Source organism: Pseudomonas sp. 18058 (assembly GCF_902706155.1).
Classification (GTDB): domain Bacteria; phylum Pseudomonadota; class Gammaproteobacteria; order Pseudomonadales; family Pseudomonadaceae; genus Aquipseudomonas; species Aquipseudomonas rustica.
In genome coordinates, this window is sequence record NZ_CACSJY010000009.1 from 25,077 (window position 1) to 40,064 (window position 14,988).

13 protein-coding genes are annotated in these 14,988 nt (G+C 59.4%); 1 reads left to right on the forward strand and 12 read right to left on the reverse strand.

Annotation, left to right across the window (positions count from 1 at the left end; translation table 11 throughout):
• Positions 1 to 36 precede the first annotated feature (36 nt).
• Genes GVL50_RS06970 through arnB form a run of 8 tightly spaced genes read right to left on the reverse strand, consistent with a single transcriptional unit; the run spans position 37 to position 8,843 of the window.
• Positions 37 to 1,416: a UDP-glucose/GDP-mannose dehydrogenase family protein gene (locus tag GVL50_RS06970; RefSeq protein ID WP_159812237.1), complete on the reverse strand. Its 1,380-nt coding sequence runs from the start codon at positions 1,414 to 1,416 to the stop codon at positions 37 to 39.
• Positions 1,413 to 1,817 carry a 4-amino-4-deoxy-L-arabinose-phosphoundecaprenol flippase subunit ArnF gene (arnF, locus tag GVL50_RS06975; protein ID WP_159812238.1) on the reverse strand — a complete coding sequence of 135 codons (405 nt, stop codon included), beginning with the start codon at positions 1,815 to 1,817 and terminating at the stop codon, positions 1,413 to 1,415. The genes GVL50_RS06970 and arnF overlap by 4 nt, the downstream gene beginning before the upstream one ends.
• Positions 1,814 to 2,158 carry a 4-amino-4-deoxy-L-arabinose-phosphoundecaprenol flippase subunit ArnE gene (gene arnE, locus GVL50_RS06980; RefSeq protein ID WP_159812239.1) on the reverse strand — a complete coding sequence of 115 codons (345 nt, stop codon included), beginning with the start codon at positions 2,156 to 2,158 and terminating at the stop codon, positions 1,814 to 1,816. The genes arnF and arnE overlap by 4 nt, the downstream gene beginning before the upstream one ends.
• Positions 2,155 to 3,807, reverse strand: coding sequence for a lipid IV(A) 4-amino-4-deoxy-L-arabinosyltransferase (arnT, locus tag GVL50_RS06985; RefSeq protein WP_159812240.1), 1,653 nt, complete (start codon positions 3,805 to 3,807; stop codon positions 2,155 to 2,157). The genes arnE and arnT overlap by 4 nt, the downstream gene beginning before the upstream one ends.
• Positions 3,804 to 4,688 (reverse strand): 4-deoxy-4-formamido-L-arabinose-phosphoundecaprenol deformylase, encoded by an 885-nt coding sequence (gene arnD / locus GVL50_RS06990; protein ID WP_159812241.1) that lies wholly within the window; start codon positions 4,686 to 4,688, stop codon positions 3,804 to 3,806. Before arnD ends, arnT begins: the two co-directional genes overlap by 4 nt.
• Positions 4,688 to 6,679 carry a bifunctional UDP-4-amino-4-deoxy-L-arabinose formyltransferase/UDP-glucuronic acid oxidase ArnA gene (gene arnA, locus GVL50_RS06995; protein ID WP_159812242.1) on the reverse strand — a complete coding sequence of 664 codons (1,992 nt, stop codon included), beginning with the start codon at positions 6,677 to 6,679 and terminating at the stop codon, positions 4,688 to 4,690. The genes arnD and arnA overlap by 1 nt, the downstream gene beginning before the upstream one ends.
• Positions 6,676 to 7,698, reverse strand: a complete 1,023-nt coding sequence (gene arnC, locus GVL50_RS07000; RefSeq protein WP_159812243.1) for an undecaprenyl-phosphate 4-deoxy-4-formamido-L-arabinose transferase — start codon at positions 7,696 to 7,698, stop codon at positions 6,676 to 6,678. The genes arnA and arnC overlap by 4 nt, the downstream gene beginning before the upstream one ends.
• Positions 7,695 to 8,843, reverse strand: coding sequence for a UDP-4-amino-4-deoxy-L-arabinose aminotransferase (arnB, locus tag GVL50_RS07005; RefSeq protein ID WP_159812244.1), 1,149 nt, complete (start codon positions 8,841 to 8,843; stop codon positions 7,695 to 7,697). The genes arnC and arnB overlap by 4 nt, the downstream gene beginning before the upstream one ends.
• Positions 8,844 to 9,289: 446 nt before the next feature.
• On the opposite strand from arnB, the gene xerC reads away from it, so the two are divergent.
• Positions 9,290 to 10,135: a tyrosine recombinase XerC gene (xerC, locus tag GVL50_RS07010; protein WP_256671833.1), complete on the forward strand. Its 846-nt coding sequence runs from the start codon at positions 9,290 to 9,292 to the stop codon at positions 10,133 to 10,135.
• A 16-nt stretch (positions 10,136 to 10,151) separates the two neighbouring features.
• On the opposite strand, the gene GVL50_RS07015 is transcribed toward xerC, so the two are convergent.
• The 4 genes from GVL50_RS07015 to GVL50_RS07030 all read right to left on the reverse strand — a co-directional run bounded on the left by GVL50_RS07015 (position 10,152) and on the right by GVL50_RS07030 (position 14,964).
• On the reverse strand, positions 10,152 to 10,703 hold the full coding sequence (locus tag GVL50_RS07015; RefSeq protein WP_159812245.1) for a membrane integrity-associated transporter subunit PqiC: 552 nt from the start codon (positions 10,701 to 10,703) through the stop codon (positions 10,152 to 10,154).
• A 17-nt stretch (positions 10,704 to 10,720) separates the two neighbouring features.
• Positions 10,721 to 12,376 carry an intermembrane transport protein PqiB gene (locus GVL50_RS07020; protein ID WP_159812246.1) on the reverse strand — a complete coding sequence of 552 codons (1,656 nt, stop codon included), beginning with the start codon at positions 12,374 to 12,376 and terminating at the stop codon, positions 10,721 to 10,723.
• 201 nt (positions 12,377 to 12,577) lie between these two features.
• A complete protein-coding gene (locus GVL50_RS07025) occupies positions 12,578 to 13,879 on the reverse strand; it encodes an FAD-binding oxidoreductase (protein WP_159812247.1) in 1,302 nt (433 codons plus the stop codon).
• Positions 13,876 to 14,964 (reverse strand): polyamine ABC transporter substrate-binding protein, encoded by a 1,089-nt coding sequence (locus GVL50_RS07030; protein WP_159812248.1) that lies wholly within the window; start codon positions 14,962 to 14,964, stop codon positions 13,876 to 13,878. Before GVL50_RS07030 ends, GVL50_RS07025 begins: the two co-directional genes overlap by 4 nt.
• Positions 14,965 to 14,988: the final 24 nt, after the last annotated feature.

Consider the following 14,988-nt stretch of genomic DNA (forward strand, 5'->3'; position numbering starts at 1 on the left):
TCAGGGACTGCCGGCGAATCTCAGGCGATAAGGTGATCAAGCGACGTCGGACGCGTGTGGCCATTGTTGCAGCGGTATCGGCAATTTGCGCGATTCGCCACGGCCCATCGGGAAGTACTGGATACCGTTGCGCTCCAGACGCTCGGCGTCGTACAGGTTGCGACCGTCGAAGATCACCGGATTGTTCAGACGCTGTTTGATCAGGTCGAAATCCGGCGCCTTGAACTGCTGCCATTCGGTGCAGATGATCAATGCATCGGCGCCGGGCAATACCGATTCCGGGGTGCCCATCAGCATCAGTTTCGATTCGTCCGGATAAAGGTTCTGGGTTTCCTGCATGGCTTCCGGATCGAACGCGCGCACGCTGGCGCCGGCGGCCCACAATTCCTCCAGCAACACACGGCTCGGCGCATCGCGCATGTCGTCGGTGTTCGGTTTGAACGCCAGGCCCCACAGGGCGAAGGTCTTGCCGCGCAGTTCGCCTTGATAGAACGCATTGATGCGCTCGAACAGCTTGTGTTTTTGCCGCTGATTGATCGCCTCGACCGCTTGCAGCAAATCGCTGGAGCAATGCGCTTCTTCGGCGCTGTGGATCAGCGCGCGCATGTCTTTCGGGAAGCACGAACCGCCATAACCGCAACCCGGATAGATGAAGTGATAACCGATGCGCGTGTCGGCGCCGATGCCTTGACGCACCGACTCAATGTCGGCGCCCAAGTGTTCGGCGAGTTCAGCGATCTGATTGATGAAGCTGATCTTGGTCGCGAGCATGCAGTTGGCGGCGTATTTGGTCAGCTCAGCGCTGCGCAGATCCATGAACATGATGCGGTCATGGTTGCGGTTGAACGGCGCGTATAGATCGCGCATCACGTCGCGCACGTCATCACCTTCACAGCCGATGACAATGCGATCCGGGCGGCGGCAGTCAGCGACCGCTGAGCCTTCCTTCAAAAACTCAGGGTTGGAAACGATATCGAACTGCAGCAGCCGACCGACCTTGATCAGCGCTTTTTCGATGTGCGCGCGCAAGGTATCGCCGGTGCCCACTGGTACCGTGGATTTCTCCACCAGAATCAGCGGCTGCTCGCGGTGACGGGCAATCGCATCGCCCACCGAGAGCACGTAACGCAGATCCGCCGAACCGTCCTCGCGTGACGGCGTGCCCACCGCAATGAACGCTACTCGACCATGCTGCACCGCGAGTTTTTCATCGGTGGTGAATAGCAGGCGTTTCGAATCGAGCCCCTCGCGCACCAGGCTGGCCAGCCCCGGTTCGAAAATGCTCACGTGGCCCTGACGTAACAGGTCGACCTTCTTCTGGTCGACGTCCATGCACACGACATCATGGCCAACCTCGGCCAATACCGCCGCTTGCACCAGACCGACGTAACCGCTGCCAAATACTGTGATTTTCATGGAGCACTCCTGAGTGCAGGCGCACGAGCCGGACGCGTGTTGATGGTGATGACCCCGAGCATGACCAACGCCACGCCCAGCGATTTAGTGAAACTGAAGGATTCGTTGAACAGCGGCAGACTGGCCGCCAGCAGATACACCAGCGCGTAGCTGATGCTCAGCAGCGAATAGGCGCGGCCCAGCGGCAAGTCGCGCAAGGCGAGCAGCCAGCACAACATTGATAAGGCGTAGGCAAAGATCGCTGCGACAACTACGGCCAGGGCACGCAGGTCGAGGCTGTCGAATGCCAGCCATTGTTCCGGTGCGGGCAGGCGCGTCATGCTCCAGCGCATTGCCAGTTGCGCGGCGCTGACCAGCAAAACGCTGCCGAGGGCGAAAGTGATGCCACGACGTTGATTCATGACTGTTGCCCCAGCAGAGCCACGCCGCCGATGACCAGCGCGACACCAAGCCAATGCTGGCGGTCGATCGGTTCACGGAAAACGAAGCGCGCAATCAAAGTGATCAGGACGAAGTTGAGGCTGAGCATCGGATAAGCGATGCCGACTTCAATGCGCTGCAACACCAGCAGCCAGACCAACAGGCCCGAGCCGAGGGCGAGCAGGGCCAGCCATAACCACGGCGAGCGCAGTTTGGCGGTCAACGAAGCGTCGACGCCGCGCCAACTCTCCACGGCGTACTTTTGCGCGACCTGTCCCAGACAGGTCAGTAGGCACGCGGCCAACAGCAGCAACAGGCTCATGACGCCTCCTTGGGCAGAATCATGATCACCAGGTTGCCCTGCTCGTAGCGGACGCCGTCCTTTGGCAATCTGTCGATTTCGTCCAGTTCGTCCTGCCCCTTGACGCGCATCACCACGCCGACCGAACCGCTGCGGCGCGCCTCGCGCATCCACTGTTGCACTTGATCGGGATCGACCCGCTGTTGAATGCCGTCAGGATAGGCAAGGCCATATTTCAATTCGCCTATCGTGTTGTACAACGCGACTTGCGGGGTTTTCAGACGCCAGGCCAGTGCAGCGGCGGCACCCAGATCATTGCTCAGCAGATGATCGGTCTGAGCCAGTTCAGCGACGTGATGTTTGATGAATTGATCGGGCATCTTGTTGGCGACCACCGATTTCGGCAGCGCCGCCGGCAGTACCGCGATCAGCAACAGGCTGCCGAACGCCGGTGCGGCCCAACATTGCAGCGGCAGAAAGGCTTGCAGCAGGTTGGCGATGATCCAGCCGATCAGCCCGATAAACACCAGCACCAGACTGTGCAGTTCGTGGTCGTACAGCGGCCGGTTCAGTTGCAGGTACACCAGCGCAATCAGCGTGACGATGCCCAACAGCAGATTGAGCAGGCCGTTCAAGCCCAGCGCTCGACCCTGTCCCAGCCGTAAACGGTCGGCCAACGCATTGCCCAACAACAGCGCCATCGGCAGCAGGCACGGCAGAATGTAGGTCGGCAACTTGCCGTTGCTCAGGCTGAAAAACAGCAGCGGCATCAGCAGCCACAGCAACAGAAACACCACGGGGGGCTGGGCGCGTGTCTGCCATGCCTGCTTGAACGTTGTCGGGATCAAACCCGCCCACGGCAGACTGAACGCCAGCAGCAGCGGCAGGTAAAACCACCACGGCGCATCGTGCTGGGCGTCGTCACTGGCAAAACGGCGGATGTGTTCATGCCAGAAGAAGAACCGCCAGAAGTCGGGCTCTTGCGCATGCACCGAGAGCACCCACGGCAAACTGATGAGGATCGCGATGGCAATCGCCACCGGGCCGTACAACAACAGTTCCCGCCAGCGCTTTTGCCAAAGCATCCACGGCAGGGCGATCAACACCGGCAATAACCACGCGAGAAATCCTTTGGTCATAAAACCCATGCCGCACGCCAGCCCCAGCACTGCCCAGGCCAGCATGCGTTTACCGCTGGTTTGACTGTCGACGGCAAACCACAGCGCCACCAGACTCAGGTTGACCCAAAAGGTGAACTGCGGGTCGAGGTTGGCGTATCCCGCCTGGCCGGCAACGATGGTGAAACTCATGTAGAGCAGGGCGCAGGCAAAGCTTTTGCGTGGCTCATTCCACAAACGCCTGGCGATCAGATAACAGAGCAACATGCTCAACCCGGTGCTCAGCGCCGAAACGAAGCGCACGCCGAACAGGTTCTGTCCGAACACATTCTGCGCGAGCGCGATCATCCAGTAGCCGGCAATCGGCTTCTCGAAATAGCGCAGGCTCATAAAGTGCGGCGACACCCAGTTGCCACTCAGCAACATGTCCTGACTGATTTGCGCATAGCGCGTCTCATCAGGAATCCACAAGCCATGCGTGCCCAATGGCAGCAGGTAAGCCAGCAGACAGATGCCCAACAACAGCAGCGGCAATGCCCAGCGTTTAGTCATGCGCCTTGCACTCCCAGCCAGCCTTCACGGCCATCGAGAGTGCCGCGCTGTACGCGACCCACGGGCAAAGTGTTGAAGAACTCGGGCAGCAAGTCGCCCAGCGGTTTGAAGTCGATACCTCGCTGGCGCGCATCGGCCAGCAAGTGACGAAAATCCTCAGCCATCAGAATCCCTTCCACTTCGGCATGAATGGTGTAGACGTTGAGCTTTGCCGGGCGAAACCGCTCAAGGATGAACGCGTTGAAATCCTGCGCGGCGACAGCAGGGCCGACCACCTCATCGAAGGTCGGCAGATCCACCGGTATCTGCGGCGTGCCGGGCGTGCCATCCGCCAACAACGGACGGAACAGCTGCGACCCCCGGCAATCGCTGTTGTAGCGAAAGCCGAAGGCTTGCTTGGCTTCGATCACGCGCTCGTCGGCGCGCCAACCGGCGGCGGCGGAGCAGGTGACTTTCTCGCCAAGAATGTCGCTCAAGGTGTCGACGCCCTGACGAATCTGCTCGATCAGTTGCGCCTCGCTCCAGCGCCCGGCATTCGCTTGCCAACCGTGGTGATCCCACGCATGCAGACCAACCTCATGACCGGCGTCGCGGGCCTGACGCATCAGGTGCCCGAGTTCGCGGCCAATCGGTTTGCCCGGCCACGCCGTACCGGCCAGCAGAATGTCCCAGCCATACAGGCCGGCGGCATTGGAACGGAGCATTTTCCAGAGGAACTGCGGGCGGATCAGGCGCCACAGATGCCGGCCCATGTTGTCCGGGCCGACACTGAAGAAAAACGTCGCCTTGATCTGCGCCTCGTCGAGCATTTCCAGCAAACGCGGCACACCTTCACGGGTGCCGCGAAAGGTGTCGACGTCGATGCGTAGACCGGCCTGCATCAACGCTTGTCCTCGATTTCGAGCATGGCTTCACGCAAGAAGAAATCCAGCGTATTACCAATGGTCTCGCGCATTTCCACAGTTGGCGTCCAGTCGAGCAGTCGCTTGGCGTTGGCGATGCTTGGCTTGCGGTGTTCGACGTCCTGATAACCGGCGCCGTAGAACGCCTTGCTCTCAACGTCGCGGAAACCGGCGAACGGCGGGAAGTTGTCGCGCAGCGGATGCGCTTCGAACTGACGCAGCAACTCTTCACCCAACTGGCGAATACTCGCTTCGTTGTCCGGGTTGCCGATGTTGATGATCTGGCCGTTGCAGACGTCGTTGTCGTTATCGATGATCCGCGCCAGTGCTTCGACGCCGTCAGCGATGTCGGTGAAGCAGCGTTTCTGCTCGCCGCCGTCGAACAGACGAATCGGCGTGCCTTCGACCAGGTTGAGGATCAATTGGGTGATGGCGCGGGAGCTGCCGATACGCGCCGAATCCAGCCGATCAAGGCGCGGGCCCATCCAGTTGAAGGGGCGGAACAGGGTGAAATTCAGGCCCTTGGCGCCGTAGGCCCAGATCACCCGATCGAGCAGTTGCTTGGACACGGAGTAGATCCAGCGCTGCTTGTTGATCGGCCCGACCACCAGGTTCGAGGTGTCTTCATCGAAGTGCTTGTCCTGGCACATGCCATAGACTTCCGAGGTCGACGGGAAAATCACGCGTTTGTTGTACTTGACGCAGTAACGCACCAGTTTCAGGTTTTCTTCGAAGTCGAGCTCGAACACGCGCAGCGGGTTGCGGGTGTATTCGATCGGCGTGGCGATGGCCACCAGCGGCAGAACCACGTCGCACTTCTTGATGTGGTACTCGATCCACTCGGAGTGAATGCTGATGTCGCCTTCCACGTAATGGAAGTGCGGGTGGCCGCGCAGACGGTCGATGGCGTCGGAACCGATGTCCAGACCATAGACTTCGTAGCGATCATCACGCAGCAGACGCTCGGACAAGTGATTGCCGATAAAGCCGTTGACGCCAAGGATCAGCACGCGCGTGCGACGTGGCGCACGACCGGATTCAGCGCCGCGCAGCAGCGAACCGTCGACCAGACCCAACTCACTGGCCAGTTGCGGGCCGCTGAGGAACAGACCGTTGTCGTTACGCTGACCGGAGAGAATCACCAGCGAGTCTTCACCGCAAGCAATGCGCAGCGGATCGACACTGATCACCCGGCCTGGTGCCTGACCGTCGTTGCCTTTGACGACTTCAGCGCTCCAGACGATCAGCTTGTGCTCGCCCACGGCACAGAAGGCGCCCGGGTATGGCTGAGTGACGGCGCGCACCAGATTGAACAGTTGCTCAGCAGGTTTGGCCCAGACCAGTTTGCCGTCCGCCGCCGTGCGACGACCGAATACCGAGGCTTGCGATTCGTCCTGCGCGGTTTCGCTGGTCTTGCCTTGCAGCATCGCTGGCAGGGTGTCACGCAACAGATCGGTCGCGGCGATACGCAGTTTGCCGTGCAGGCTCAGCGCGGTGTCGCTGCGCTCGATCGCCACGCGTTGTTGCGCGACGATCGCGCCGGCATCGGCACGTTTGACCATGCGGTGCAGGGTCACACCGGTTTCGCTTTCACCGTTGACCAGTACCCAGTTCGCCGGGGCGCGGCCACGGTAGCTTGGCAGCAACGAACCGTGCAGGTTGAACGCACCTTTTTTCGCGGTGGTCAGCAGCTGTTCGCTCAGCAGGTTGCGGTAGTAGAAGGAGAAAATGTACTCAGGGCTGAGCTTCGCAATCCGCTCGATCCACAGTGGGTGGTTAACATCTTCCGGCGCATGCACCGGGATGCCTTTGCTGGCGCACAGTTGCGCGACCGAGGCGTAGAAAGCGTTCTCTTTCGGGTCATCGGCGTGAGTGAACACGGCGGCAATGTCGTAGCCGCTGTCGAGCAGGGCTTGAATGCCGGCGCAGCCAATATCGTGGTAAGCGAAGACAACAGTTTTTGCGCTCATGAGAGAACCTGACCGGTAGTAGAAGTAGAAGAAAGACCATCAACCGTGATCGCAGGCGCCGGGTGGGAAGGGTGGCTGCGCAACACTTTTTCAATGAAGAAACGCGGGCGGGCGCGCACGTCGCTGTACATGCGCCCCAGGTATTCGCCGAGCAGGCCCATGCCGATGAACTGGCCGCCGGTGAACACGAACAGCACCGCGAACAGCACGAACATTCCGTCCCCGGCCCATCCGGCACCGAACAGCAGACGCAACACGATCAATGCAGCGGCGAACGCCACGCCGAGACCGGCCATGGCGAAACCGACGATGCTCAACAAGCGCAGCGGCGTGGTGGTCATGCAGGTGATCAAGTCGAACATCAGGTTGATCAAACGCATCGGGCTGTATTTCGAATCACCGTGTTCACGCTCGGCGTGGGCGACGACGATTTCGGTGGTGTGGCGGGCGAAGCTGTTGGCCAGAATCGGGATGAAGGTGCTGCGCTCACGGCAGGCGAGCATCGCGTCGATGATCGTGCGGCGGTAAGCGCGGAGCATGCAGCCGTAGTCGCTCATGGCGACGCCGGTGGAGCGCTGCACGGCGAGGTTGATCAGCTTCGAGGGGTAGCGGCGCAATGCCGAATCCTGACGATTGCCGCGCACGGTGCCGACCACGTCGTAACCTTTTTCCGCCTCGGCGACCAGACGCGGGATTTCTTCCGGCGGGTTCTGCAGGTCAGCGTCGAGGGTGATCACCACATCGCCTTTGCACTGTTCGAAGCCAGCCATGATTGCCGCGTGCTGGCCGTAGTTGCGGTTGAGAATGACCGCCACGAACGGGCTGTCTTCGCGGGTCGCGGCTTCTTCAAGAATGTTGGCGGATTCGTCCCGGCTGCCGTCGTCGACGAGGACAATTTCATAGTCGTGGCGCAGCATCCGGCACGCCGCTTCGGTGCGGCGCAGCAGTTCCGGGAGGCTATCCTGTTCGTTGTAGACCGGGATGACGATCGACACGCAGCGAATCGGATAGGGTTTCACAGGCGTTTATCCATGAGGGTGGCGATGGCCCCGACCACGCGATCAAGGTCTTGATCGCTCATGTCGGGGAACAGCGGAATCGAGCACAGCCGTGCCGAGTTCCATTCGGTGTTGGGCAGGTATAAATCCGGGTCACGCTGGCGATACCAGGTGTGCAGGTGGGTGGCGATGAAATGGATGCCGGTGCCGATGCCCTGATCCTGCAAGCCCTTCATAAAGGCTTCGCGATCCATGCCGCAGCGCTCGCTGTCGATGCGCAGGATGAACAGGTGCCAGGCGTGTTGCTGGGCGTAGGCGGGCAGGGCCAGTGGTTGCACCGGCAGGCCTTCGAGTTTTTGCCGGTAAGCGGCGGCGAGTTCATTCCGGCGCGCATTGATCTCGTCCAGACGTTGCAGTTGTACGAGCGCGATGGCGGCGTTGATGTCGGCGAGGTTGTATTTGAAACCCGGCTCCATCACTTGCGCCTGCGGCTTGCGGCCACCGGTCAGGCGATCGTAGGCGTCAACGCCCAGACCGTGGAATTTGAGCATGCGCACGCGGCTGGCCAACGCTTCGTCGTCGGTGACGAACATCGCGCCTTCGGCACAGGTCATGTTCTTGATCGCGTGAAAGGAGAAAATCGCTGTGCCGTGCGAGCCGACATGACGACCTTTGTAGCGAGTGCCCGCCGCGTGGGCGGCGTCTTCGATGACCGCGATGCCATGCTTTTCAGCCAGCGCGTACAGCGGATCGAGATCAAATGCCGCGCCGGCGTAATGCACTGGGATGATCGCTTTTGTGCGCGGGGTGATGGCGGCTTCGATGCGCGCGGCGTCGGTCATGAGCGTGTCGCGGTCGATGTCGACAAACACCGGTTTGGCGCCGAGCAACGAGATCATGTTGGCGGTCGACACCCAGGTTTGCGAAGGCGTAATCACTTCATCACCCGGGCCGATGCCTAATGCGAGTAAAGCGATGTGCATGCCACCCGTGGCCGAGGAAAGTGCAACGGCGTGACGGCAACCGACATAGTCTGCGAACTGTTCTTCCAAAGCCTGGTTTTCAGGCCCGGTGGTTATCCAGCCCGAACGTAATACTTGTTCGACGGCGGCTATTTCTTCTTCACCGATACTCGGACGCGAAAACGGCAGAAACGCTTGACTCATAAGAACCTCGAGGCGACAGCCATCCTTCAGCCAATTGTCTGAAAAACACGGAATTTCAATGGTTTGGAAGACCGTCCGGGGAATGCCTGATTGACTTTTATGCCCATGGACGGCAGGTTGTAGGCCTTTCGGGGCAACCTGTTGTAATTAAGGTTATGCCGGTTTTTGTGAAAGGAACATCAAAAAGCGGTCGGCAAATCGTCTATCTTTGAGCCGTACAGCCGCCGTTCAGACTTCTTCCATTCATCGGCACTTTTAATAGAAAAGTCCTACGGAAGAGTCATTCCTTATATAAGTTTCTTTGCACTTTTAAGTTGTTTTGTTGAACCGTTTTCTATTCAAGGCCGTTTCGTTTGATTGACTTGTCGAGTATTGAATCCACCCCGTCCAACACTAATCCGCTGACGCTGTATCTGGCACGGCTGGCGCCTTCCAGCCAATTGACCATGCGTTATGTTTTGCAAGATGCGGCTGACCGCCTCGGTTTCGAAGAAGTGAACATCGAGGAAATCCCTTGGCATGCGCTGCAACCTGAGGATGTCATCGCGTTAGTCGCCGCATTGCGCGCCGACAACTACGCGCCGAACACGTCTTCGCTGTATGTAAACGCGGTGCGCGGCGTGATGAACGAAGCGTGGCGCATGAGCCTGATCACGCAGGATCATCTATTGAAGATGCGCTCGGTCAAAGGCATCGCTGGCACGCGGTTGTCGCAGGGCCGCAATCTCAAACGCACGTTGATTCACGAGTTGATGGAAGTCTGCGCTGCGGATCCACGGCCGCAGGGTCTGCGTGATGCTGCCGTGATTGCTTTGCTGTACGGCACCGGCATGCGCAAGTCGGAGTCCGTGGATCTGGATTTGAACCAGGTCGACTTCCGCGAGCGCAGCCTGACCGTCACCGGCAAGGGCAATAAACAACTGATCAAGTACGCGCCGACTTGGGCGTTCGCCAAGCTCAATGCCTGGCTGGAATTCCGTCGCGAGCAGCTCAAGGAAGGCGAGAGCGATGATGCGTTTCTGTTCAATCGCATCCGCCGAGGCAGCCACATTACCCGCGAGCGCATCACCAAACACGCGATCTATTACATCGCCCGTCAGCGCGGCACACAGGTCGGGGTGAAGATCATGCCTCACGACTTCCGTCGCTCGTTCATTACGCGGGTGATCGAGGAGCATGATCTGTCGATCGCGCAGAAACTGGCGCATCACAGCAACATTCAAACCACCGCCAATTACGACGTACGCGACGACAATGAACGTCGCCGCGCCGTGGATCGCTTCGACCTCTGATCAGGGCGAGTGGGGGTCAGGAGGAGGGTGGGCAGCCGCGTGAGCTGCCGGCAGCCTGGGTGATTTGCGCCGCGAGGCGTTTGACGTTGTTCTGCTGCGCCGCCACCAGTTCGTCGATGCTCGGCCCGGATGGCGTTTGCAGGACTGAACGGCACGTCAGCAAGCCACTGTCGGTTGCCCCCAGCGGACGCAAGCGCCATTTCACGTCGATCAAGCCGTACTGGCCCGGAATCGAATCGAAGCGTTGCACTTCAATCCGCACCGATGACCGCTGTTGCCCGGCCGCGCTGCTCAGTTGGTCGACCAGCGCACTGCGCAATTCATCGGCGAGGCTGGCGCCCCACCATTCGGTTTCCAGAATTGCCAGACCACTGTTGCCTTCGCGAATGACGATTTGCGCTCGATCGACTTGCGGCGGTACGGAAATGCCTTCGATGGCAATGTCTGCGCCACTGCGGCCGGCACCGGGTTGCACCGGCGTCAGGGTGTGGAAGCTGATCGGGTCGCTGCGACAGGCGCCGAGCAACAAGCACGCAGCGAGCACGGTGATCTTCAACGGTAATGCCATGGTTTCAGCTCCTGTGCTCAATTGCGTGGTGGACCTTTGAGATCCAGTGGTGCGGCGTTATCGGGGCGACCGCGAATCAGCGATTCCGGATGACGGCCCAGGTAATCCGACAACTCACGCAGCGAGCGTGACATGCGTCCAAGTTCTTCGAGGGTTTCGCCGAGTTTTTCGCGTTGTGGCGAATCTTCGGCCAACGTTGAATTGGCGGACTCCAGCGTTTTGCTGACATCGCCGAGGGTTTTTTGCACGCCCGGCAAAGTCTTCGCATTGAACTGCGTCAGGCCTTTACGCAACTCGATCAGGTTGCCATCGAGATTGCCGGCAATGCGCTCCACTGGCAGTGCATTGATCTTGTTGAGCATCGCTTCGAGTTTTTCCTGCAACTGTTCGAGGCTGCCCGGAATGGTCGGTATGCTGACCGGTCGTGCACTGACGTCGAACGGTACTTTCGGCGCTTTCGGGTAGAAATCCAGACCGATGTACAACTGCCCGGTGAGCAAGTTGCCGCTGCGTGCCTGAGCGCGCAAACCATTCTCGACGAAGGTGCCGATCAGGCGCACGCCGGCGGCTTCGTCGTCGGGGTTGTGGTTGAAGGCTTTCAGCACTTTGGCGTGAGCCTGGCCAAGACGCTGCGGGTAGATGACGATGCCGACATTGACCGGAAAGGTTTGTTTCTTCGCATCGAAGTCGAGATTGATCGCCACGACTTTCCCGATCTCAATGCCGGAAAACTCCACCGGCGCATCGACCTTGAGGCCGCGCATGGGCTGTTCGAAACGCAGACTCAGGTATTGCGCCTTGCCGTTGGGCGGGGCGAGGGCGGACTGTTGATCGTCGAACAGTTCGAAATTACGGTCATCAGCGGCGACCGTGTCGTTGGGACTGTATTCCGGGGCACGGAACGCGATACCGCCGACCAACAGGGTCGACAGCGATTCGGTTTTCACCGCGAAACCGTTGGCGCCGACGTTGACGTCAATGCCGCTGGCGTTCCAGAAACGGGTGTTTTCGGTCACGTAAGCATCGTTGGGGGCATGGATGAACACTTCGATGTTCACGCCTTTGCCATCCTTGTCCAGCTCATAGGCCACAACTTGGCCCACCGGGATCTTGCGGTAGTAAACCGGTGAACCGATGTCCAGCGAACCGAGGTCTTGAGTGTGCAGGCTGAAGCGCTTGCCCGGCTCGCCATAGGTGATTGGCGGCGGGTTCTCCAGGCCTTTGAAATTCTTTGCACGGGTGTTCGACTGGCCGATGTCGGCACCGATGTAATCGCCCGACAACAGGGTATCGATGCCCGACACGCCGCCAGCGCCGATACGCGGACGCACGACCCAGAATTGCGAGTCTTCGCGGGTGAAGGTCTCGGCCTGTTTGGCCAGTTTGATGGTGGCGTTGACGTTCTTCTGATCGTCACTCAACTCCACGTCCGATACATGGCCGATGACCACATTGCGGTAGCGAACTTCAGTCTTGTTGGCGGTGAGACCGTCACCGGTCTTGAAGGTGACCGTAATGGTCGGACCTTCCTGCATGATGTTGTGCACGACCAGCGAAATACCCACCAATACAGCAACAATCGGCACAATCCAGACCAATGACACGCCAAAACGGCGGGTCTTGATCGGTGCCTGGCCTGGTGCTCGCGGCTCGTCGACGGCTGACGACTTCATCCATGTCCTCCTCGGTTTATTGGGCACTGAGCGTCAGTAACGCAAAAGCACCTCATTAATATAGAGGTGCTTGGCGATAGAGCAAATGTGAACAACCCATATGTCATTGAAAATGTAGGAGCTGCCGAAGGCTGCGATCTTTTGATCTTAAAACAGAATCAAAAGATCGCAGCCTTCGGCAGCTCCTACAAGGGGAGGATGTTAACCGAGCAACTCGCGCAGGCGATACCAGAACATGCCCAGAGCCAATAACGGCGAGCGCAGCGCCGGGCCGCCGGGGAAGGTCATGTGCGGCACACCGCTGAACACGTCCATGCCTTGGCTGTGGCCGGCGTGAATCGCTTCGCCGAGCAGTTTTGCGCACCAATGCGTGACGTTCAGGCCATGGCCGGAATAACCCTGCGCATAGAACACGTTTGGATGCTGTTTGAGGCGCCCGACCTGCGGGAAACGGTTGGCCGTGATGCCGATCTTGCCACCCCACTGATAATCGATTTTCACGTCGGCCAACTGCGGGAAGACTTTGAGCATTTTCGGCCGCATATAGGCGGCAATGTCTGTCGGATCGCGTCCGGAGTAGTGACAAGCCCCGCCAAACAGCAAGCGCCGATCCGCCGAGAGCCGGTAATAATCGAGGCCGACTTTCTGGTCGCACACCGCCAGATTCTGCGGAATCAATTGCGCGGCGCGTTCCTCGGATAACGGTTCGGTGGCGATGATGTAACTGCCAGCCGGCAATACTTTGCCACTGAGCTGCTGTTCGAGTTCATCCAGATGCGCGTTGCATCCCAACACCAGACTGCCGGCACGTACGCTGCCGTGTGCACAACGCACTTGAACGGTGGCGCCGTGGATGATTTCCAGAACCTGGCTTTGCTCGAAAATTTGCACACCGAGCGAAGCCGCCAGCCGTGCTTCGCCTTGCACCAGATCCAACGGATGCAGGTGGCCTGAGCCCATGTCCACCAACCCGCCGGCATAGATGTCGGAGTTAACCACTTGCTGGCGAATCTGCTCTGGGCCGATCAGACGGGTTTCGTGGGCATAGCCCAGTTCGGCGAGGTCGAGCAGTTCGTCCTTGAAGGTATCGAACTGCGCGGTCGTGTTGGCCAGATCGCAAAAACCCCAGCGCAGGTCGCACTCGATGCCGTTGTCGCCGATGCGATTGCGCACCAGCTCCACCGAATCGATGCCGGCGCGCTGTAAATAACGCACGCCTTCCTGACCGACGTATTTGGCGAACCCGTCGACGTCATGGCCGATGCCACGGATCAACTGGCCGCCATTGCGCCCGCTGGCGCCCCAGCCGATTCGCCGGCCCTCGATCAGAATCACCGAGAGCCCGCGCTGCGCCAGTTCAATGGCGGTGTTCACCCCGGTGAACCCGCCGCCGATCACACAGACATCGGCGCTCAGATCACCGTCCAGTTGCGGATAAGGTGCAGTCGTCCGAGCCGAAGCGGCGTAATAGGATCGGGCGTGTTCTTCGGTGTATTGATTCATTTGTTCGACTTCACTTTGCTCCAGGAGCGGGTCATCAGACGCATGATCGCCTGGGGCGGGGTGGTAGAAATGTAGAGCTTGTCGAGCACTTCCTGCGGCGGATACACCTCAGGGTTATTGACCAGCTCCGGATCCATGAACTGCTTGGCGGCCGGGTTCGGGTTGGCGTAACCGACCGACGCGCTGACCTTGGCGATCACTTGCGGATCGAGCAGGTAATTGATGAAGGCGTGGGCTTCTTTGGTGTTGCTCGCATCGGCCGGAATCGCCAGCAGGTCGAACCAGAGGTTGGCGCCTTCTTTCGGGATGGCGTAAGCGATGTTCACACCGTTTTTCGCTTCCTTGGCGCGGTTGGCGGCCTGGAACACGTCGCCGGAATAACCGAAGGCTACGCAGATGTCGCCGTTGGCCAGATCCGACACGTATTTCGAGGAATGGAAGTAGGTGATGTACGGACGGATGCTCAGCAGTTTGGCTTCTGCTTTCTTATAGTCTTCCGGGTTTTCGCTGCGCGGGTCCATGCCCATGTAGTTGAGCACGGCGGGGAAAACTTCGTCGGCGGAGTCCATCATCGACACGCCGCACTGGGTGAGTTTTTTCAGGTTTTCAGGCTCGAACAGCACGGCCCAGGAATCGATGTGATCGATGCCCAGCACTTGCTTGACCTTGTCGACGTTGTAACCGATGCCGTTGGTGCCCCACAGGTACGGCACCGAGTGCTCGTTGCCCGGGTCGTTTTTCTGCAGCAGTTCAAGCAGTTTCGGGTCGAGGTTCTTGAAGTTCGGCAGTTGCTCGCGATCCAGTTTGAGGAACGCGCCGGCCTTTACCTGACGGGCGAGGAAATGGTTGGACGGCACGACCACGTCATAGCCGGTGCGGCCGGCGAGGAGTTTGCCTTCAAGTGTTTCGTTGGAGTCGAAAACGTCGTAGATCACCTTGATCCCGGTTTTGGCCTGGAAGTCGGCGAGGGTGGTTTCGCCGATGTAGTCGGTCCAGTTGTAAACGCTGACGGTGGGCTGGGCGTGGGCTACGGCACTGAACAGAACGCTCAGGGCCACCGGGATTACGGATTTCAACAGACGCATATCGACACCTCTTCTTATAATGAT